Annotated in this window: 15 protein-coding genes and 1 tRNA gene; 7 read left to right on the top strand and 9 right to left on the bottom strand. The window is 50.6% G+C overall.

Annotated elements, in window-relative coordinates:
* The first annotated feature begins 520 nt into the window (after window positions 1-520).
* Window positions 521-1,201 carry a hypothetical protein gene (locus IQ256_RS23195; protein ID WP_193858069.1) on the top strand — a complete coding sequence of 227 codons (681 nt, stop codon included), beginning with the start codon at window positions 521-523 and terminating at the stop codon, window positions 1,199-1,201.
* Window positions 1,202-1,234: 33 nt separating this feature from the next.
* Here IQ256_RS23195 and IQ256_RS23190 read toward each other — a convergent pair whose 3' ends face one another.
* The 4 genes from IQ256_RS23190 to IQ256_RS23175 all read right to left on the bottom strand — a co-directional run bounded on the left by IQ256_RS23190 (window position 1,235) and on the right by IQ256_RS23175 (window position 5,143).
* The gene (locus tag IQ256_RS23190) at window positions 1,235-2,956 is read right to left on the bottom strand and encodes a DUF262 domain-containing protein (RefSeq protein WP_193858068.1); all 1,722 of its coding nucleotides are present in this window, start codon (window positions 2,954-2,956) and stop codon (window positions 1,235-1,237) included.
* A gap of 88 nt (window positions 2,957-3,044) precedes the next feature.
* Window positions 3,045-3,118 (bottom strand) — tRNA-Arg (locus IQ256_RS23185).
* Window positions 3,119-3,213: 95 nt separating this feature from the next.
* Window positions 3,214-4,326, bottom strand: coding sequence for a tocopherol cyclase family protein (locus IQ256_RS23180; RefSeq protein WP_193858067.1), 1,113 nt, complete (start codon window positions 4,324-4,326; stop codon window positions 3,214-3,216).
* Window position 4,327: 1 nt separating this feature from the next.
* Window positions 4,328-5,143 (bottom strand): M48 family metallopeptidase, encoded by an 816-nt coding sequence (locus IQ256_RS23175; protein WP_193858066.1) that lies wholly within the window; start codon window positions 5,141-5,143, stop codon window positions 4,328-4,330.
* 186 nt (window positions 5,144-5,329) lie between these two features.
* On the opposite strand from IQ256_RS23175, the gene IQ256_RS23170 reads away from it, so the two are divergent.
* Together IQ256_RS23170 and IQ256_RS23165 are read left to right on the top strand one after the other, a co-directional pair.
* Window positions 5,330-6,631, top strand: a complete 1,302-nt coding sequence (locus IQ256_RS23170) for an ABC transporter substrate-binding protein (protein WP_193858065.1) — start codon at window positions 5,330-5,332, stop codon at window positions 6,629-6,631.
* Between the two features lie 254 nt (window positions 6,632-6,885).
* Window positions 6,886-7,128 (top strand): hypothetical protein, encoded by a 243-nt coding sequence (locus IQ256_RS23165; protein ID WP_228025196.1) that lies wholly within the window; start codon window positions 6,886-6,888, stop codon window positions 7,126-7,128.
* Window positions 7,129-7,321: 193 nt separating this feature from the next.
* Here IQ256_RS23165 and fabD read toward each other — a convergent pair whose 3' ends face one another.
* The 4 genes from fabD to rpaB all read right to left on the bottom strand — a co-directional run bounded on the left by fabD (window position 7,322) and on the right by rpaB (window position 11,115).
* A complete protein-coding gene (fabD, locus tag IQ256_RS23160) occupies window positions 7,322-8,200 on the bottom strand; it encodes an ACP S-malonyltransferase (protein ID WP_193858064.1) in 879 nt (292 codons plus the stop codon).
* Window positions 8,201-8,251: 51 nt separating this feature from the next.
* Window positions 8,252-9,262, bottom strand: a complete 1,011-nt coding sequence (locus IQ256_RS23155) for a beta-ketoacyl-ACP synthase III (protein WP_193858063.1) — start codon at window positions 9,260-9,262, stop codon at window positions 8,252-8,254.
* A 5-nt stretch (window positions 9,263-9,267) separates the two neighbouring features.
* On the bottom strand, window positions 9,268-10,305 hold the full coding sequence (gene plsX / locus IQ256_RS23150; protein WP_193858062.1) for a phosphate acyltransferase PlsX: 1,038 nt from the start codon (window positions 10,303-10,305) through the stop codon (window positions 9,268-9,270).
* A gap of 81 nt (window positions 10,306-10,386) precedes the next feature.
* Window positions 10,387-11,115, bottom strand: a complete 729-nt coding sequence (gene rpaB, locus IQ256_RS23145) for a response regulator transcription factor RpaB (protein ID WP_006453376.1) — start codon at window positions 11,113-11,115, stop codon at window positions 10,387-10,389.
* A gap of 455 nt (window positions 11,116-11,570) precedes the next feature.
* Here rpaB and radA point away from each other — a divergent pair, with 455 nt between their 5' ends.
* Window positions 11,571-13,028, top strand: a complete 1,458-nt coding sequence (gene radA / locus IQ256_RS23140) for a DNA repair protein RadA (RefSeq protein ID WP_193858061.1) — start codon at window positions 11,571-11,573, stop codon at window positions 13,026-13,028.
* Window positions 13,029-13,079: 51 nt separating this feature from the next.
* Window positions 13,080-13,778 (top strand): Uma2 family endonuclease, encoded by a 699-nt coding sequence (locus tag IQ256_RS23135; RefSeq protein ID WP_193858060.1) that lies wholly within the window; start codon window positions 13,080-13,082, stop codon window positions 13,776-13,778.
* Between the two features lie 26 nt (window positions 13,779-13,804).
* Here the strand turns inward: IQ256_RS23135 and IQ256_RS23130 are convergent, their stop codons facing one another.
* Window positions 13,805-17,332, bottom strand: coding sequence for a DNA polymerase III subunit alpha (locus IQ256_RS23130; RefSeq protein ID WP_193858059.1), 3,528 nt, complete (start codon window positions 17,330-17,332; stop codon window positions 13,805-13,807).
* A gap of 516 nt (window positions 17,333-17,848) precedes the next feature.
* On the opposite strand from IQ256_RS23130, the gene IQ256_RS23125 reads away from it, so the two are divergent.
* Together IQ256_RS23125 and IQ256_RS23120 are read left to right on the top strand one after the other, a co-directional pair.
* Window positions 17,849-19,222, top strand: a complete 1,374-nt coding sequence (locus IQ256_RS23125; protein WP_193858058.1) for an efflux RND transporter periplasmic adaptor subunit — start codon at window positions 17,849-17,851, stop codon at window positions 19,220-19,222.
* A gap of 83 nt (window positions 19,223-19,305) precedes the next feature.
* Window positions 19,306-20,685, top strand: a 1,380-nt coding sequence (locus IQ256_RS23120; RefSeq protein WP_193858057.1) for an efflux RND transporter permease subunit, incomplete at its 3' end; no start/stop codon positions are given.

Raw genomic sequence — 20,685 nt, 5'->3', positions numbered from 1 at the left:
ATTGCTATAACACCCGCCATAAAAATAGATATTAATATCCAAGATTCATAACAGAGAGGTAGAATCGCCGCTGGAGTGTTCAACTGCTGAGTAGAAGCCAAAGTGCTGATTACAAAAGGGATTGATGCTACCTACCTTTATAAAAAGAGCAGTGTAGCAACGATAATGTCATGGAATCACCATCTTTATAACAAAATATTTCGTTCTGTATCTTGCAATACGCTTTTGAACCTAGTAGAACTAGAGTACGAACAGCAATAGAACACCTAAGTGCTTCAAACCTAGCTGGTCTATTATAGAAACATCAGTTGCAAGCTGAGCTGATGTGTTTTAGCAACACACAACGAGCGTTTTAGATAGCAATACCTCAACTCTTGTACTGGTTTTTATGCTCAGGTTTTGCTGTCCATTGCCTGCCTTAACTTAGATAAAAAGTCGATAATAAAAAGCCCACATTGATAAGCTGAATTTCGCTATAAAGTGCGCCTCCACTCACTCCAGCTACTGCTGGCACTTGCATATGACAGCTCTATCCACGGCCCCCGGCAATACGCTTCACACTCAACACACGCTTCAAACCCAGGACATTCTTTTAATCTGTCAGCTAGCGAGTACCAACCCAGAGAATACGCTTGAACAGATACAGTCTTGGAGCTTTGAGCAATTCTTTGGATTTGTCTGTCATCTGTTTGTTACCACAGAGTCTGCAGATATTCGTCAGCAACTGGCGGATCTATTTCCAAAGTTCGGCAGCATTGCAATCCTCTCACTAGTCAAGATCGCGCATTATTTTGACTTGCAGGCCCGTAATCAATCCCGCAATCAATCCCATTTAGATCGTCACTTTCCTCTAGAAGTCCAAACACTTGCCCTACAGGCGCTAGGAAACATGCCTGTTGAAACCCTAGCGATTGGACTAGCGCAAGCTATTGAAGCGGATACTGACGGCGATTTACAAAGAACCATCGCCGCGTTTCTGGCCAAAGCATTCTATAGAAACGAAAAAGATATTCTCTCTTTGCTATCACAGTATCTTTCAAAGAAGAGCTGGTGCGCCATAGAAAATAGCCTCATTCAGGCACTCTCATCCCCACAGAATGAAGAAACTGTGCCGGGTAGACACAACAACATTCATCCTCTTCCCACTCGCGCCTCACTGACAGAAAAGCTGGCAGCAAAGCAGCTTACAGAAGTTGCGTAGTTTCTGCAAAATTACGACAGCACAACCGCACCTCTAACTACCAAAATCAATTCGCCAAATTCCGGCGGCAATCTTAGCAAGTTGTTTTTGTCGACTTTCTATCTTTTGCTCGTCCCAAATATCGTAGTGCTCTGCGATCGCCCGCGTAATCTGGAAATCGCTCTTCGCGTAAGCAGCTTTTTTGGCAGCATAGCTAGCGTTGCCAATATTGTTATTAGGCTTAGTCTCTAGCGGCGTCATATTGCCTAGCCGATAAATCAAACGATTCTGCTTATCCTCGTCAATATAGTTCCAATCTTCAGACGGGTGCTCTGGCAAAATATGCTCTAGATTGTAGGTAGCACTCTCTGCATCAAACATCTGGCCAGAACGCTGTCGCTCAATTTCAAACAAAAGATAACGAGCTACTTTCTTATTACGACTATTCGTCGTTTTAAGCTCCTTTTCAGCAAAAGCACCCTTAAACTGCACGTCTTCGGGATAGATTCGGCGCAGAGAGGCTTCTACTTGCGAATGGTCTGTATAGTTGCCCGTAGAAATATTACGCGCAATGTCGTTGTAGATCTTCTCCTGATCGGAAGTTAGCAAACTGCAAATAACGTTGTAACGGAAGGAAATTACCAGCACAGAGAGCAAAATGCGAGTAAATGAGGCCCGCTCGGACTCAAAGAAACTTTGATAGGTTGCTAGCAGCATTGATACTGGCTGCCGAACGCCAAACATTTTTAACTGCTTAAGAGCTTCTCGCTCTTTGGCTTCCCATCTACTATCTTGTGGATCTCTTAGGGCCGTATAAACGTCGGCATAGTAGTCAAAATTTCTAACTAGAGAGAACGCCTCCTGACGGCTTTTTACATCTCGTCGAACTGCTTTGAAGAGATCTGTTTTACGAACTAACTTATGACCGCTGTTCCAATAGATTCGTAGAAACTCTGGAAAACTCTCACTTCCTAAAACGCCCACAACCCTTTCCCACTGGTCTTCGAGCGCCTGCACCTCAGTTTCGTGAGTGTCTCCCGTACTAATGATAGAAAACAGGTAGTTCTTTAGTAGATCTGTCGAGGACAGTCGTACCCCACGCGCGTTTAGCGTCTCAAACACCTTGAATGCGTTCAGCTCATCTGTCACTGTAATCACAGTGAAAAAGAGTCTGTCTACCAGCGTGTCAATAAACTCCGCAAAGTCTTTTCCGCTAGCAGATTGACTGCCGACCCTCGATTTGATTCGATCTTTAAACCAGCCAAAGGCTTTTCTAAGCTGATGTTCAGATGTATTTAGACCTCTAGTCGGAATGCGTTCTAGCGGCACTAGATAAGTTTGATAAAAGAGATTGTTGTGGCGGTTTAGCTCCAGCTTTGACTGAGGAACTAGCGTGACCGGATCGAGATAGCCAATGTAGCTATTTTGTAGCTGTTCTTGTCTGCGGCGGTTGTTGTCCGCATCTAATCCTGCTTCGATCAGGTCTTTGAGATGGGACAGACCTGCTAAAACCATGACGCTTAGCGTCGTCATCCGCTGCTGCCCGTCAATGATATCGAACTGCTTGCTGTCTGAAGATTGAAGCACAAGGTAGCCCAGATAATGGGCTGGTTCACTATCGTTTTCAAAAAGTCCTACGATGTCTTGCCAAAGGTCATCCCATTCATCTGTGCCCCAGGAATAGTCGCGCTGAAACCGAGGAACCCGGTAGGTGAGACCGTTGCCTAGTAGCTGGCGAAAAGTTGTGTTGGAGGTATTGAAGTTGATAGTTGCCATATAAAGTAGCCTCTGCTATAGCGATCGCCACTTTGCTCCACACGTTCTAGAGTGAGTGTGTAGGGTTCGAGACCTGAATAGAGGAAAACGGGACTGGCGCGATTCGAACGCGCGACCTAGCGCTTAGGAGGCGCTTGCTCTATCCATCTGAGCCACAGCCCCAGGCTTTTGTCATCATAATGCTGGTGGCTAATAGCACACCGGACTATTCCGACAATTACTCAAGGTACTATAGCAAGCCTCTTCCAATTTTTGAATTAACTTTCAATCACCCAGGGCTCTTCCCAAGGACTGCCGCCAACTTCCAAGCCTGCTAGATTGCTGATGGCATCTATGATCTGCGGGCCATCGACTGACCATAGCTGGACTCGCAGTTCTCCATGCGTGGTGTCTCTGCACAGCCACTGCATGCCCTCGCGAGTGGGCACGCGCACGTAGGCACCTTGGTCATGGGCGCGGCCTGTAATTTCTACTCGGTAGCGATAGTCGTGGGCGCTCAGGTGCCAATAGCCCCACGGATCTACTGTCCAGGCAAAGGTGACTTTAGTCGAAATGAATTCGTAGAACTCGCCTTGGTAGTGGATGCCGATTAGCCCTACGTTTTCTTTTAGAAAAAGCACATCGCGCACGCCACCGGCTGCGGTAATGCTGAGTCCTGGCGCGCTGGGAAAGGCGTTGCACTGTAGCCAAAACCATTTAGAGGGAAAAGCGCCGCCCCAGTTTTTCTCGGTGTAGGCGGGCTCATCTTGGAAGTCGTACGTTTTTCCTTGCCAATAGATCTGCCCAGAGGCTAGCCCGTCTGCCATCAGTACCTGCCAACCAGGTTCAAAGACGGATAGATACGATAGCCAGCCAGCGGTTGCTCTAGGAGAATCCAACCTGCCCCAGGTAGCTAGTGGTTTGATCGAGTACTCCCATTCTGCTTGTAGTGCGCCTGTCGAATTCAGCAGCCTGCCCTGATGATAATGCGCTGTGAAGCGATAGCCTTCTGTTTGGTTATCTATATAGCCAGTGTCCTGTTTACTGGCCTGATTACTAGCTTGTCTATTGGCTCGACTGATCACTCGCTGATGGCTAACAGCCAGACGGTTAGGACTCGCTGAAAACCGATGAACGTTAGGAAAGGTGCGGCAGTAATAAGATTCGTCTGGGCCTAGAATCTGAGCTGCGCCGCCGCTGTGAGGGCTGTTGCCTGCTGGATCGTCAATGGAGTACATGAAGGCGAAAGTTTGGGCGATTCTTCCCTGAAGAGGCTCCGCTAACGCACTCAAGGTCACCCGCAAATACCATCCTTCAAAAAACCGCTCAGACTGGCCGCGCCAGTGATAGCCGCTATGCGGTGCTTCGATGCTCATACTATCGGAGGTCATACTATCGGGCCTCTACCCAACGTGGCACGTAGCGCCATGCCTTTTTTAGTGCCTGATCTCGCCAGCTATAGTCAGGTTGCTTTTGCTCGACTAATGCCCAGAATGCCTTTGAGTGGTTCATATGGACGGTATGGCACAGCTCATGAACGAGAACGTAATGAACTAGCGGCTGGGGCAAGAACAGCAGCTTGTAGTTGAGGCTGATGTTTTTCTGGCTAGAGCAGCTTGCCCAGCGGGTCTTTTGCCCCCGGACGGAAATGCGATGGCAGGGCAGGTCTAGATCAAAGCCTAGCTGTCTGAGCCAGGGCGCTATTTCTTTTTGAGCGCGGTGGGCGAGCCATTTGCATAAGACGCGCTGACAGGCGCTCAGATGGTCGGTATTGCCTGTGACGGTAAGGTGATGGTGGGTATCGTCTGGAATGCAGGTGATGCGGCTACCGGGCGATCGCACGTATTGAACCGTCCAAGTCTCTAGCAGAGCGCGATCGCGTTTCGTCACGGCTTCTTCTATCTGGGGCGATCGCCAGCGAAAGACAATTTTCTCAGGCTTTTCGGCTTGCCAGCTATCAACGGTATTTTCGCGGTCAGTGAGTAGACGCGATCGCGTTTTCAAAATCCAACTGCGCCGCCGCTCTAGAATCTCTGGCAGCCTAGCGCTATCAAACCGAGGCGGCACCACAATCTCCACCTCGCCTTCTACCGAAATCTTGATCGAGACATGCTTGGCCCGTTTGCTCTCGCGGACTTTGTAAGGCGGCAAGTCATGAGGCGGCAAGTCAGACGATAACTCATCGGGGAAAAGCTTTAGCTGGGACATGGTCACATCAAATCATGCACGGCAGATCACACCTATTAGAGCCCTTGAAGCAGCCATAGCTGCCTAGAAAGTCACTAAGAAATCAGCTCTTTTATTATTACTGATTATCATCCTCAAATTTGAGTTCATACAGAATAAACGCTATACCTAGTCTTACGCTTAATGGCTCTTTGTATAACCCTGATTATGAAGCCCTTCTTAAAACCCACTCGTCAACGCAATAATTCTTCCTATCGCCTGTTAGGTCTAGCCCTCGGCTCGCTCTTCTTACTCTCTAGCTGCGATGGTGCCTCTACCGAATCCGCTGAAAACACCGTTACCGTTTTAGGCGTAGTCGTCGGCGAACAGCAAGAGAAATTAGAACAGGCCCTAGCACCGTTTGAAGAAGAAACTGGCATCGACGTAGTTTACGAAGGCACCGATGCGTTTGCTACCCTGCTACCGGTTCGGGTGGAATCAGGGGATGCGCCAGATCTAGCCATGTTTCCCCAGCCCGGTCTGCTGGCCGATTTTGCCAGAGCCGGACAGCTCATTCCGCTTAATACCTTCATCGATACCAGCACGCTTAGAGCCGCCTACCCAGATACTTGGATAGAGCTAGGCAGCGTGGATGACGAAGCCTACGGCATCTGGTATAGAGCGTCTGTCAAAAGCCTGGTATGGTATCGGCCAACTGCCTTTGAAGAGGCTGGCTATGAAATTCCATCGACTTGGGCAGAGCTTATTGACCTAAGCGATCAGATCGTCGCTGATGGCGCTACCCCCTGGTGTATTGGTCTAGAAAGTGGCGATGCCAGCGGCTGGCCCGGCACCGACTGGGTCGAAGATATCATGCTCCGCACCGCTGGCCCCGAAGCCTACAGCCAGTGGGTCGATCACGACTTGCCTTTTGATTCTGCCGAAGTCGTCAACGCCTTTAACGAATTTGGCGAGATTTTGCTCGATCCTGAATACGTCAATGGTGGGGCCGTTGGCGCAGTGTCTACTCCATTTGGAGACTCCGCACAAGGAATTTTCAACGAGCCACCTAGCTGCTACCTGCACAGGCAGGCCAACTTTATCGCCACCTTCTTCCCAGAAGAGGCAGAGCCTAGAGTAGACTACGACGTTTTTCCCTTGCCAGAGATAGACCCTCGATTTGGCACGCCTATTCTGGTGGCAGGAGACGCTTTTGGCATGTTTAACGACACCCCCGAAGCCAGAGCGCTGATGCAGTATTTGGCGACTCCACAGCCCCACGAGATCTGGGCGGGTCTAGGCGGATTTATCTCTCCGCACAAGCAGGTTTCGACCGATGCCTATCCCGATATCACCAGTCAAAAAATCGCTCAAATTCTAGCCGATGCCGAAGTGATTAGCTTCGACGGTTCAGATATGATGCCTGGCGCGGTAGGCACTGGTACGTTCTGGTCTGGAATTATCGATTTTGCAGTCGGCGAGTCGGCAGAAGAGGTGACTGGTTCTATCGAGAGTAGCTGGCCAGAATAGTCACTTCTGCTCAAGAACTGCAGATGTATGAACATCAACAATTGTATCTCCTACGACGAATATAAAAACATTGCGTTTGAGTGGGACTAATATCAAATTATGGTTGCTATGACCATGAATAGATCTGGCTACTTGGCGGCAGAGGGTTTCTATCAGTGAGACTCTTGTTTTGACCCAAGCGAAGTGGCTAGTTAGCCTATGGATTTGCCTAGCGCTAGCGATAACTCACTCGTTTAAAAAGGAAGGTAACACTTATGGCAGAAAACGAAGGTAACAAAGGCGGCGTTCAAAAAGACAATTTCGATAGAGGAATTGTTCCTGCAGAAACAGCCGCGCGGATGGAGCGTGAAGGAGAAGATTATAAAGAAACCTCAGACAAAAAAGAGCTTGATACGACTGGTGGCCAGACCGTCAGTAATGAAGGTCTCGCTAACAACTATGCGATCGAGCCAGAAATGTATGTTGAAGAACCTGGCGATCTGCGCGAAGATTCGTAAGTGCTGGCAAGTAAGCCTTTGAAAATTTTATCTTCAAAGACTACTTCCCTAAAGGCACAGAAAAGCAGAAAAAAGCTAGAGAGCCATAGTTCTTTCTAGCTTTTTGTGTATCTGTAGCTTGAAGTGAGATGTATAGCAAAGCGCAATAGAATCACACGTAGGCTTAGCCTTCCCTTTGAGTATGCATCCGGCGCTAGCTAGCCGACTCAATCGCCGCTAGACTGCTGACATTACTCAGACTCAACCCTTTACAAGTTCTTTTAATCAGGCCCGTTAGCACTTTCCCCGGTCCGACTTCGACGACAGACTCGATTCCCGCTTCCGGCAGACCTAAAGAAATCTCTCTCCAGCGAACAGAACCTGTCATCTGTTGGATCAATCTCTTTTTCAAGATCTCAGCATTGGTTTCAGGTCTTGGATCTACATTTGACATCACAGGAATACTGGCATCGCTGAATTCAACGGCTGCAAGCACCGATTCAAATGACTTAGAAGCATCGGCCATCAAAGGAGAATGAAACGCACCGCTGACGTTCAGCTTGAGCGCTCGCTTGCATTTCACGCTCGATATCACCGCATCGACGCCAGCTAACGTGCCGGAAATGACTACCTGCCCTGCATTGTTGTCATTCGCCAAAACGACGTCTGCAGTCTCGGCAATTTTGGCATCTAGCTGGTCGCGATCAAAACCCATGAGCGCTGCCATCGTTCCTGCCGAGGCTTCTGACATCAGCTCAGCGCGGCGTTTAACGAGCTTCAATCCTTCAACGAAATCAAATACGCCCGCCGCATATAGCGCGGAGTACTCTCCTAGACTATGACCAGCCACCAGGTCGGGCTGCTGTCCTTTCTCTTTCAAAACATCGGCTAGCGCGCATTCTACTACATACAAACAGGGTTGCGTATAGCGAGTATCGGACAGCAGCGCTTCATCTTGACAAATCTCTAGCACAGATTTTCCAATAATCTTTTCGGCTTCCGCTAGGCGATCTGCGCGCACCTCCGCTAGATCCGCGCCCATTCCTACAGCCTGGGAACCCTGGCCAGGAAAGACCCATGCAGTTTTTAACATTGTTGCTTTAAACTCCTATCTTAAAAGTGTTGGCAGTTATTTATTCTCTAATTATCTATTCTCTACAGAGCCCCATTTGAGGATGGCGGCTCCCCAAGAGAGACCAGCTCCAAAGCCGGACAGTGCGAGCGTATCGCCTGTTTTGATTTTGCCAGTACGAACCCACTCGTCTAGAGCAATGGGAATAGAGGCGGCATCGGTGTTGCCATGTTTGGCCATATTGCTAACGACGCGATCGCCCGGAATCCCCAATCGCTGGGCCGCAGCATCTAAAATCCGCTGATTCGCCTGATGCAAAATCAGCCAGTCGATATCATCAGTCGACAGTCCAGCGTGAAAAAGCGACTTCTCTAAGACTTCTGGGACTCGCTTGACCGCGAAGCGATAGACCTCTCGTCCGTTCATCGTCACGGGCTGATACTGACCGGTTTGAATAGTGACATCATCTACTAACGTCTCTGATGCCTTTTGATAGTGGGCGTTGAGGCAGTCGTTTTGGCTACCGTCGCTGTGCATCTCAAAGCTAAGCAGGCGATCTTCACGGCAGCGCTGCATCACGATCGCCCCAGCGCCATCGCCGAAGAGAACGCAGGTTCTGCGATCGCTCCAGTCCGTTAGCCGAGACAAGATATCTGCGCCGACGACCACCACGTTTTTGTAAGCGCCCGTGCGGATAAACTGAGCCGCTGTGACCAAGGCGAATACAAACCCAGAGCAAGCAGCGGTAATATCAAAAGCAACCGCGCGCGTGGCCCCGACTTCGGCTTGAATCTGGCAGGCTGAGCCAAAAAGGTCATCGGGCGTAGACGTGGCTAGCAGGATTAGATCGATATCGGTAGGCTTTAGGGTTGTCTGGGCGATCGCGCTGACTACCGCCTCGCCTGCTAACGATCGAATAGAATCACTGGCGTTAGCAATATGTCGCCGCCTGATGCCAGTGCGAGTCGCTATCCACTCGTCTGAGGTATCCACCACCTGAGCGAGCTGATCGTTTGTCAGCACCGTCTCAAGCTGAGCCGAGCCGCTACCGATAAAAGCGACGCCGTAAGTTTGCTGAGCCATACTCTCTATTCACCCTTGGCTTTGACAGTCGCCGCAACCTTTTGGTACTGGTCTTCGATCCGCTCAATCACGCGGTTATCAACAGCATCTTTAGCCAAGCGAATTGCATTGAAAATAGACGGCGCTTTAGAGCTACCGTGGCTAATGACAGCTACCCCTGCCACCCCTAGCAGTAGCCCGCCACCGTGCTCTGCGTGATCCACTCGCTGCTTGATCCGCTTCAGGTTGCCTTTCAAAAGCGTACAGCCTACCTTGCCAGCTACGCCCTGTGGCAATTCTTCTCGCAAAATTTGCAGCACCGATTCGCCCACCGCCTCAGCAAACTTCAGCAAAATATTGCCAACAAAGCCATCGCATACAATCACATCGAAGTCGCCCGAGAGCACATCGCGCCCTTCCGCGTTGCCCACAAAGCTAATCGCGCTTTGTTCACTCAACGCCTTATGCACGGTGATAGCCGCTTCGTTGCCTTTACTTTTCTCTTCGCCAATGTTCAGCAGGCCGACTTTAGGGTCATCATTACCCAAGACATAGCGGGAATAGATGCTGCCCATAAAGGCAAACTGCTCTAGATACTTAGGCCGACAGTCAACATTTGCGCCCACATCCAAAATCAATACTGGCTTGTTCGCAACCACCGTGGGAAACACAGCGCCAATCGCGGGTCTATCGACGCCCTTGATTCGTTTTAGCCGCAGCAGCGCCGCTGCCATCGCCGCACCTGAATGCCCCGCTGAAACCACGCCATCTGCTCGCCCCTGCTTGACCAAATCCATCGAGACATTGATAGAAGCTTTAGGCTTTCGCCGCAGCGCGCTCAAAGGCTCTTCGTGCATTTCTATAGTCCCTTCGGCGGGCACGATCTCAATGCCTTTAAGTAAGCCTGCCTGCGGTACTGCCGCTGCTATCTGGTCGGCGTCACCCACCAATAGCACTTCAACCCCCAGCTCTTCCTTGGCTCTGAGCGCGCCAGCAACCACTTCATCAGGGGCAAAATCACCGCCCGTCGCGTCTACTGCGATGCGTACCTGCGTCGAATCCATCAAAGCTCCACCCTTTTGTTGGCCCAATCGGGATCATATAACTTTAAGAATTCTATCAGACTTGTTCTTCCCAGATTTTTCTTATTCTTCGCCGGGTTCAACAATTCGCTGGAATAGATAGCCAGTGCCTCTAGCCGTTAAGATCAGCTCAGGGTTGCTAGGATCGTCTTCTAGCTTGGCTCTTAGCCGAGAGATATGGACATCGACTACGCGGGTATCGACGTGGCGCTCTGGCGTATAGCCCCAAACCTCTTGTAGAATCTCAGAGCGAGAAAAGGGCTCTCCAGAACGGCTGACCAACAGCTCTAGCAGGCTAAATTCCATGCCAGTTAGCCGGATGCGCTCGTCGCCTTTGTAGACCTGGCGCTTGTTGGTGTCGATACGGATATTGTTGATCGTGATCACACCGGAGCTAGGGATGCCAGAGGCCCCTGTCTTTTCGACCCGGCGTAGAACAGATCGAATGCGCGCTTCGAGTTCTTTTGGAGAAAACGGCTTGACCACATAGTCATCAGCGCCGAGCTCTAGCCCGGTAATCCGGTCGGCCACATCGCCTAGTGCAGTCAGCATGATGATCGGAATATCTGATTCTTTACGAAGCTCTTGACAAACGCCATAGCCGTCTAGCTTAGGCATCATCACATCTAAGACCACCAAATCCGGGATGGTATTGCGGAAGGTATCTAAGGCTTCTTCCCCATCGGCGGCGGTGACTACGTCGTAGCCAATCATGGAAAGTCGGGTCTCTAGAATACGACGGATGCTAGCTTCATCATCAACAACTAAGATCTTTTCTTTAACGCTTTCCAAGGCTATGTAAACTCCTATAAAACCGTGGCTGCAAAGAGACCACTGGCGGGAATGACTGCAATGTCGATCAAAAAGTTTATGACGCTTATATAACGTTTAGCAACTAAACTTTTTGCCAAGGGCCATCTCAGCAAATCAATTGTATGCGGTTGAACCCTCCCAAAGCTAGTGACTCAGAGGGTTTTACTGTTTCTTAAGGTTGTATCTAGCTCGATTACGAACTGATACGAATCGCTACAGTGCTGACCAGTCACGGCTTTACCTTTATGAAAGTTATTATTTCGAGAAGAGCCAAGACATTTTTTCTTATTTTTTAAAAAGCAAATATTAAGTGGGCATTTGCAAAGAAATGTATCGTATTTTGCTGTTTTAGCCGTATTCTCTCAGCGGTGAAAGTACGTATATACTACTTTTATGAGCTCCGTACTCTGATCTTTAGTGACTGATGATCGCCCATGGCTAAGACTCGTTCTGTCTATATATGTAATGCCTGTGGCGCTGAGTCGCGTCAGCACTTTGGTAAATGTCCTACCTGCGGCACCTGGAATTCGCTAGTCGAGCAGGTCGTTGAGTCCCAGTCTGCAGCGAGCACTCGCCCCAGTATGAAATCGCGGACGGGCGGCACTCGCCGTAAAAAAGCCCCGGCTCAGCCTCGACTGTCGCTGACGTTTAATCAGATTCAAGATCATCCTCAGGCGCGAATCCCGTCTGGCTATCACGAGCTAGATCGCGTCTTAGGTGGTGGCATTGTGCCTGGGTCTCTAGTATTACTAGGCGGCGATCCGGGTATCGGTAAGTCTACGCTGCTGTTGCAGACGGCGAATCAGCTAGCTAAGGGTACGCCGATTTTGTATGTGTGTGCAGAAGAGTCAGGGCAGCAGGTGAAGCTGCGATCGCTTCGCCTAGGCATCAATCAAAGTGAGCAGTCGAGCAGCATCCGAGACAATTTGTACCTTCTGCCCGAAACGAACTTAGAAACTATTCTCGATGAACTAGATTCGCTGCGGCCCAAAGTTGCCGTGATTGACAGCATTCAAGCTTTGTTCTATTCAGCGCTTACCTCCGCACCAGGGTCAGTTGCACAGGTACGAGAATGCACCTCGGCGCTAATGCAGCTAGCCAAGAAGGAGAACATTTCTCTGTTTATTGTGGGACATGTGACTAAAGAAGGGGCGATCGCAGGTCCAAAAGTGTTGGAACACCTAGTCGATACCGTTTTGTATTTTGAAGGCGATCGCTTTGCCAGTCACCGCCTGCTGCGCTCGGTTAAGAACAGATTTGGCGCAACTCATGAACTCGGCGTGTTTGAAATGGTAGATAAGGGGCTAGAAGAAGTGCTGAACCCTTCTGAGCTATTTATGAGCAATCAAGAAGAGAATGTGCCTGGCGTGGCAACGATTGTGGCCTGTGAAGGGACGCGGCCTTTGGTGGTGGAACTGCAGTCTTTGGTCAGTCCGACTAGCTACAGCTCACCGCGCCGCTCGACTACAGGAATTGAATACAACAGATTGTTGCAGATTCTCGCCGTATTAGAGAAAAGAGTCGGCATTCCCCTATCTAAATTAGATGCGTATGTGGCGTCTTCGGGTGGACTAAATGTAGGAGAGCCAGCGGCAGATTTAGGGATTGCGGTGGCAGTGGCTGCAAGTTTTCGCGATCGCATCATCGATCCAGAATTAGTCCTAATCGGAGAAGTAGGCTTGGGCGGTCAGGTTCGCCCGGTTTCTCAGATGGAGCTGCGGCTAAAGGAGGCAGCAAAGCTAGGGTTTAAGCGAGCGCTAGTGCCAAAAGGGCAGAGCCGGAAGGATCTGGGGATGGAGGTGACTGAAGTGGGAAGAGTGGTGGATGCGATCGCCACTGCCCTTGCCAACTCTACCCAGCACGATCCTGTAGAAGCCTCCTTAGAAGACTAGAGTCGTCTACTATGTAGATATATCCATAACGTAGACTCGACCTTTGATCTCATGGTTCAGTCCAAGCTAAAAACAGATCTCCCTTCCGGCTCCGAGCTACCTGATTCGGACGATATACCCGTGGACAATGAGGATCAAAATCTCTTGCCAAACATTTTATTGTTTGTGCTAAACACCCTTTGGGAGCACCGCCAGGACTGGTTCTTTGCAGTAGACATGGGTGTGTATCATACAGCAGGTAAAAACCCTAGAGTCCCGGTTGTCCCGGATGCATTCTTGAGCATAGGCGTTCCCCGTCACAGAGAAGGTGAAAGTTTTAGGCGTAGCTATGTCGTCTGGGAAGAGAATGATGTTGTGCCTCTGATGACGCTCGAACTGGTCTCGTGGTCGCCTGGTGGAGAGTATGTCAAAAAGATGGAAATCTACCGAAATCTCGGCGTTCTCTACTACATTATTTACAATCCCCTCTATTGGCAAAGAGACAGGCACCAGCCTTTTGAGGTTTACAAACTGGTAAGTGGTGAATACCAGCTACAGATCGGCGAACCCTTTTGGATGGAAGAAGCCGGACTTGCCTTAGGTCGGTATAGGGGGACTTTTGGTGGAGAAGACCGCGAACTGCTAGGCTGGTTTGACCAAAATGGCGATCGCATCCTAACATCAGAGGAAAAAGCGGAACGCTCAGCTTCTCAAGCGGAACGCCTAGCCGCTCGATTACGCGAGCTAGGTGAAGATCCAAATTTAGTTTGATCGCAACTGTGGCCGTTCGTGTAATTTTACACCGTCAGCAGTGGCGTGGCTCTGGCGTTGAAGTTCGCGGCTTTTAGTGAGGCGACTGCGGTTTCAGCGTTAAGGACGCGGTACTGGTTGCCTAGGCGGACGGCCTGTCTTTGGTTGCGGGTGCGAATGACGGCAATGACTGGGGTTTTGGCGGCGAATTTGTTCTCGCCTTGCAGCTCCCTGAGAATGTCGCGCAGGCGGTTTTGCTTTTTGATGTCACCAGCGATCGCAGCGTCTAAGTCCAGCATCACCATCCGCACGGTTTCAATCGGCTGAGCATCGTCAATAATCATTTGAGTGCGATCGTCACGGCGATCGACTTTGCCCCACACCATCAGACGCGCGTCGGGTTTGATGTACTGACCGATGCGGGCGTAGGATTTAGGAAAGATGACGGCTTCAGCATGGCCCGTCAGGTCTTCTATCTGAACGACGGCCATAGAGTCGCCCTTTTTGGTGGTGACGGGTTTGACCATGCTGAGCATGACGATGGCGCTAAGGGTAACTTTTTCGGGCTTTTCTGCGAGTTCTGCGAGTTCGATGGGGGCAAGAATTTTGGCTGAGTGCTGAATGTTTTTGAGGGGATGATCGGAGATATAGAAGCCTAGAAGTTCTTTCTCTAGCTTTAGCCTTTCTTGAGGTTCGTAGTCTGAAACGGGTGGGGCTTTGGGCGCTGATTCGAAGGTTGTTGTATTTGCTGAAGTATTCTCAGAACTGCCACCGAGCATATCAAAGAGATTCCCCTGACCGACTTCGCGGTCTTTGGCCCTCGACTGAGCCCATTCTACGATTAGCTCTAGATCATGCATGAGCTGCTGACGATTGGGGTCTAGGCTTTCTAATGCGCCAGAGAGAATCAATGCTTCAAGAGCTCTCTTGTTGACGGCTCGTAGATCGACGCGATCGCACAGATCCGCTAGCGAGGTAAACGGGCCGTCTTTCTCCCGAGACCTGATTAACGCTTCAATCGCTCCTAATCCCACATTACGAACCGCAGATAGACCAAACAGGATCTGATTTTCCAGCGGTGTAAAGTCCACTTCCGAACGGTTCACATCCGGTGGCAGCACTTGAATGTGCATGCTCAGGCAGCTAGCAATGTACATCTGCACTTTGTCTTGGTCACCGCTAATCGCTGTTAGCAGCGCCGCCATGTACTCAACCGGATAGTTCGCCTTTAGATACGCAGTTTGAAAGGTGACAAATCCGTAGGCCGTAGAGTGAGACTTGTTGAAACAGTATTCGGCAAACAGCACCATCTGATCAAACAGATCGTTTGCGTTCTTACGAGGAAACTCGTTTTCCCCGGCACCTTTGATAAATTCCTCTCGGTGCAGCTCCATTTCTTTTATCTTCTTTTTACCCATGGCTCTACGCAGTAGGTCCGCTCGCCCTAGCGAATACCCTGCCAGATCTTGAGCAATTTTCATGATCTGTTCTTGATAGACCATGATGCCGTAAGTCTCTTTTAGAATCGGCTCTAATATCTTGTGGGCGTAGTCGATCTTCTCTCTGCCGTGCTTACGATCGATAAACTTAGGAATAAGTCCAGCATCTAGCGGACCCGGTCGATAGAGTGCGAGAACTGAGGAGATGTCTTCCAAACCGGAGGGCTTTAGTTCTTTCACAATCTGCCGCATGCCAGAAGATTCTAGCTGAAATACGCCTGCTAGCTCTCCGCCTGCTAACAGCTCGTAGGTTTTGGGATCGTCTAGCGGCAGCGCGTCTAGATCGATTTCAATATTGTGTCTAGCTTCAATATGGTTAACTGCCTTTTGAATCATCGTTAGGTTTCGCAGACCTAAGAAGTCCATCTTCAATAGACCGATGGCTTCGACATCTTCCATGTAGTACTGCGTAATCACAGAGCCGTCGTTGTTGCGCTGCAACGGAACGATAGTGTCTAGCGGATGCTCTGAAATCACGACACCAGCCGCGTGCATACCAAAGGTCTTGTTGGTGCCTTCGATGGTGATGGCTGTGTCAATCCACCGCTGGAAGGTGACGTTGGTACCGGGGATGAGTTCGCCGCTGTCGTACTTTTCTTTAAAGGTGGTGTCTGGGGTCTTCTCGGAGATCATGACGTTGAGCTTGGTCGGTTTGCCCCTAGAGACCGGGATCAGCTTGGCGAGTTTATCTGATTCGTTGTAGGGGATATCGAGCACGCGGGCCACGTCTTTTAGCACCGCTTTGGAGGTCATGCGGTTGAAGGTAATAATTTGCGCGACGTGGTCGGTGCCGTACTTTTCGGTGACGTATTCGATTACCTCTTCACGCTTCTCGATGCAAAAGTCTGTATCCACATCGGGCATGGACTTGCGTTCTGGGTTGAGAAAGCGCTCGAATAGTAAGCCGTGATGAACCGGGTCGATATTGGTGATGCCCATGGCGTAGGCAACTAGGGAACCCGCCGCAGAGCCACGTCCTGGCCCGACGGAAATGTTGTTGTCTCTGGCGAATTTGATGTAGTCCCAAACTACAAGAAAGTAGGTGGCAAAGCCCATCTGGTGCATCATCTGGACTTCGTAGACCATGCGATCGCGATACTCCTGACTCAGCTCCTCCCGGCTGGTAAAATTCATCCGTTCTAGCAGTCCGTCCCAGGCCACCTTCTCCATGTAGCTTTCTTTGGTATGCCCGGCTGGAATCGGAAAGTTAGGAATCTGAGGATTGCCCAGAATGTTGTATTCTTCTACTTTGTCAGCAACTTCTTGAGTGCGCGCGACTGCATCATCAATCACTTCAGGAGCAAGATGATCGCGAAACAGGCGGCGCATTTCCGCTTCTGACTTCAGGTATTCTGTGCCGCTGTAGCGTAGTCTCTTATCTTCTGAAATCAGCTTGCCGGTTTGAATGCACAGCAGCGCGTCGTGAGCTTCTACATCGACACAAGAGATAAAGTGAGAATCGTTGGTTGCAACAATTTTAATATCTAGCTCTTGAGCAATCCGAACAATCTCTACATTGACGATTCGATCTTCATAAGATCCGTGATCTTGAATCTCTAGATAGAAATCGTCACCCAGCAGATCTTTGTACCACTGGGCAACTCTGCGGGCGACATCTAGCCGCTTTTTGAGAATGGCCTGGGGAATCTCGCCGCCGAGGCAGGCGCTGGTGATGATTAGTCCTTCGTGGTACTGCTCTAGCAGGTCTTTGTTGATGCAGGGCCGAGAGAAGAGTCCCTTGCCCTGGACGCCTTCTAGGTGAGAGACAGTGGTGAGCTTTACTAGGTTTTTGTAGCCGATGTCGTTTTTGGCAAGGACGAGCTGGTGATATTTTGGTCGCTTTTCCTGCTTGGTAATATCGCCATTGATGATGTACATCTCGTTGCCGATGATCGGCTTGATGCCTTTTTTGCCGCAGACCTTTAGCAGCTCAATCGCGCCGTACATGACGCCGTGATCGGTCAGGGCGATCGCGTCCATTCCCAGCTCTAGCGCTCTGTCCACTAGCGGATCGATGTGGCTAGCACCGTCTAGCAGGCTGTAGTCGCTATGAATGTGCAAGCCGACAAAAGACATACCAACCTCTCCGAGAGACTAAAGATCTAAAGGCAAAGCACCAGGACAAATGGTCAGGAGTTTAGAGTACAAACCTACTATCCCATTAAAAGAGATGCATTGTCTGCAAAAACTGCTGATCATATGACGCACAGGCATCTGGTTCTACCACTAGATGTAGCAACCCCTGCCGAATCTTCTGAAGTATAAACGCTATCAATAGCGTTCGCTAAATTTAGTCGATATCGTTACAGATGTAGATGACGAACTCAGATACGATCGGCTGTAAGACCTCGCTGGTCAGGTTCATATGTCCATACGGGCTAGTCATACTGGCGATAGATGCGCGAAGTATCAAAGCTATTCACAATTGCAGTCTTTTAATCCGTCTAGATGAGCGCACTAGCGAGCGAATTGGGGAACACAGCGTGAGGAAAATTCGCGCTCATTTTTCTTCCAACAAAACTAAACCAAACCGACTAGTTTAGCTATACTCACCTATAAGGCACTCGCGCAAAAACTCTAAGGCATTCCCCAATGGCGACCACTTCTGACCCTGCGATCGGCTCTCTTAAACGGCGACCGTCTCGCAAATGGATTGCTGGGATAGGTCTAGTGCTGCTAGCAGGCGGGCTAGGCTTTTTATTTTGGCGCATTTTTGCGAACAGCGGCCCTTCAGAGATGGAGGGACCGCCCCCGGTTCCTGTGAGGACAGAGCGGCTAGAGTCAGAGTCTTTGCAAGATAGCGCTGAGTTTGTTGGCTTGCTAGATGCCCAGGCTGGCGTTAGTTTGCAGCCCGAGGCAGACGGTCGAATTGTGCAGATCTTTGTGGAGTCGGGTGAGACTGTTTCGGCGGGCGCACCAATTATGCAGCTCAGTTCGCAGCGATCGCAGTCGGACTACAATGCGGCGCTAGCGAGTGTGAGCGCGGCCCGCTCTAGTCGCGATACGGCCAGTGCTCAACTACGCGCTGCCAGAGCTAGGCTAACCGAGCTGCTTGCGGATCTAGAGCTACGCAACAATGACTTTGATCGAACAGCGGCCCTAGTGGCTCAAGGCGCACTGCCTCAGAGTCAGCTAGATGAGGTGGTCCGCGATCGCACCGTGGCCGAATCTGCCCTAGCTTCTTCTAGAGAAGAAATCGCCGCCCTAGAATCGAGTTTAGAAGGCGCTAATGCAACGCTTTCACAGGCCAATGCCAACGCCGAAGCGACCCAGCAAGATCTGTTAGACAAAACCGTCACCGCGCCGATATCTGGCATCGTCGGTAACATTCCAGTGAGCCTAGGCGATTACGTGCAAGCAGGCGATCAGCTAGCAACGATCACACAGAATCAAGATCTCGATCTAGAGATTGCGATCCCTATCGATGAATCAGATCGGCTGCGGACAGGACTACCGGTTGAGCTGAGCCTGTTTGGCAGTGACGATATCATTGCAACGGGCGCTATTAACTTCGTCTCGCCAACTACCGACACGGATACTCAAACCGTTCTAGCCGAGGCCCGTTTTTCCACGCCAGGCCAGCCGCTTCAAGACGAGCAGCGCCTGGAGGTGCGGGTGATCTGGGATGAGCGTCCGGGCGTCTTGGTGTCGGCAACGGCGATCACCCGGCTAGGTGGTGAAACCTTCGTGTTTGTCCCAGGTGAGCCAGATCCTCCTGAAACAGAAGAAGCAACTGAGGGACCATCTCCCGGTCAGGATGGCGGTCAGTCCAACGGTCAAGCAGACGGGCCGCCGCCTGAAGTGGCAAAGCTGACCTCCGTAGAGCTAGGCGACCTGCAAGGCAACGACTATCAGGTTTTAGATGGCTTAGTGCCTGGTGATGTGATCATCACCGAAGGCATCTTGAACCTGCGTGACGGTGTTCCCATCGATACCAGCGGTAGCAGCAGCCCACCGGAGGGCTAAGCCCAACTTTTGATTTCCGCCTAATTTTTTGTGTTGGCCTTTGTATCGGCTTTCTCCCTTCCTTCTCTCCTCGCGGCGTCACCATGTTCGTCAACTACTTCATCAAACGGCCCGTTTTTGCTACCGTTTGCGCCTTAATTTTGCTATTGGCGGGCGCGGTCAGCATTCCTACTTTGCCGATCGCCCAGTATCCAGATATTAGCCCGACCCAGGTCAACGTCACTGCAACCTACATCGGTGCGGATGCAGTAACTGTTGAGCGCGGGGTGACGACTATCATCGAGCGGCAGATCAATGGTGTAGAGGGCATGCGATATATGACCTCTAACAGCAGTAACGATGGTATTAGCAATATCGTCGTTACCTTTGATTCGACTCGCGATAAAGACATCGCTGCGGTCGATGTCCAAAACCGGGTTTCTCTGGCCGAGCCGCAGCTGCCAGAGACGGTTCGCCAAACTGGGGTGAGCGTTTCTAAAGAGACCAGCAACATTCTGCTGGCGATGAGTTTGTTTACTGAAGATGATCAGTACGACGATACGTTTTTGAGTAACTACGCCGATCTGTATGTGGCAGATGCACTGCAGCGAGTGCCCGGTGTCGGCAACGTTGTGGTTTTTGGTGAGCGCACCTATGCGATGCGAATCTGGCTCGAACCGCAAAAGCTGGCTGGGCGAGGGCTGACGGCGGATGATGTGATCTTGGCTTTGCAAGAGCAAAATATTCAGGTCGGTGTGGGCCAAATTGGTCAACCCCCGGTAGAGAGTGACCAAAATTTTCAGATTGACCTGCGGGCCGAGAGCCGACTGCAGACACCAGAAGAATTTGAAGATCTGGTCTTGCAAACGGGTGAAGCGGGTCAGCTGATTCGGCTGCGAGATGTCGGCAGGGCGGAGCTGGGCGCTGAGCGCTATAGCTCATTCTTACGCTTTCGGGGGCAAGAGGCGATCGGTTTAGGCATCTTTCAACTGCCAGGCAGTAATGCGCTGGCGGTGGCCCAGGGCGTGAAGGCACGTATGGCTGAGCTGGCTGCAGATTTTCCGCCTGGGATGGAGTACGGCATCGGCTTTGATACGACCGAATTTGTCGAGCAGTCTTTGCTCAGCGTGCTGTGGACACTGATCCAGGCGGTTGGTCTAGTCGTGCTGGTGATCTATATCTTTTTGCAGGACTGGCGGACGACGGTGGTTCCAGCCGTGACGATTCCGGTCTCTCTGGTGGCGACGTTCGCGATTGTAAAGCTGTTTGGCTTTTCGATTAATAGTCTGACGCTGTTTGGCCTAACGCTAGCGACTGGGATGGTGGTCGATGATGCCATCGTCGTGGTTGAAGATATTAGTGCGAAGATCAATCAGCGCGGACTGACTCCGGTCGAGGCGGCAATCGAGGCGATGAGAGAGCTGACGGGCGCGGTGATTGCGACTTCGCTAGTGCTGATGGCGGTCTTTGTGCCTGTCTCTTAT

This window comes from cf. Phormidesmis sp. LEGE 11477, assembly GCF_015207105.1.
Taxonomy (GTDB): Bacteria; Cyanobacteriota; Cyanobacteriia; order Phormidesmidales; family Phormidesmidaceae; genus Phormidesmis.
The sequence above is the reverse complement of the archived record's forward strand: the minus strand, read 5'-3'. Positions and strand labels throughout refer to the sequence as shown.

Coding starts and splice junctions, on each gene's coding strand:
- IQ256_RS23125 (WP_193858058.1), top strand. CDS start 17,849: ATGGCGACCACTTCTGACCCTGCGATCGGCTCTCTTAAACGGCGACCG.
- IQ256_RS23180 (WP_193858067.1), bottom strand. CDS start 4,326: ATGACCTCCGATAGTATGAGCATCGAAGCACCGCATAGCGGCTATCAC.
- IQ256_RS23165 (WP_228025196.1), top strand. CDS start 6,886: ATGGCAGAAAACGAAGGTAACAAAGGCGGCGTTCAAAAAGACAATTTC.
- IQ256_RS23135 (WP_193858060.1), top strand. CDS start 13,080: ATGGTTCAGTCCAAGCTAAAAACAGATCTCCCTTCCGGCTCCGAGCTA.
- IQ256_RS23175 (WP_193858066.1), bottom strand. CDS start 5,143: ATGTCCCAGCTAAAGCTTTTCCCCGATGAGTTATCGTCTGACTTGCCG.
- IQ256_RS23130 (WP_193858059.1), bottom strand. CDS start 17,332: ATGTCTTTTGTCGGCTTGCACATTCATAGCGACTACAGCCTGCTAGAC.
- IQ256_RS23195 (WP_193858069.1), top strand. CDS start 521: ATGACAGCTCTATCCACGGCCCCCGGCAATACGCTTCACACTCAACAC.
- radA (WP_193858061.1), top strand. CDS start 11,571: ATGGCTAAGACTCGTTCTGTCTATATATGTAATGCCTGTGGCGCTGAG.
- IQ256_RS23190 (WP_193858068.1), bottom strand. CDS start 2,956: ATGGCAACTATCAACTTCAATACCTCCAACACAACTTTTCGCCAGCTA.
- plsX (WP_193858062.1), bottom strand. CDS start 10,305: ATGGATTCGACGCAGGTACGCATCGCAGTAGACGCGACGGGCGGTGAT.
- fabD (WP_193858064.1), bottom strand. CDS start 8,200: ATGTTAAAAACTGCATGGGTCTTTCCTGGCCAGGGTTCCCAGGCTGTA.
- IQ256_RS23155 (WP_193858063.1), bottom strand. CDS start 9,262: ATGGCTCAGCAAACTTACGGCGTCGCTTTTATCGGTAGCGGCTCGGCT.
- IQ256_RS23170 (WP_193858065.1), top strand. CDS start 5,330: ATGAAGCCCTTCTTAAAACCCACTCGTCAACGCAATAATTCTTCCTAT.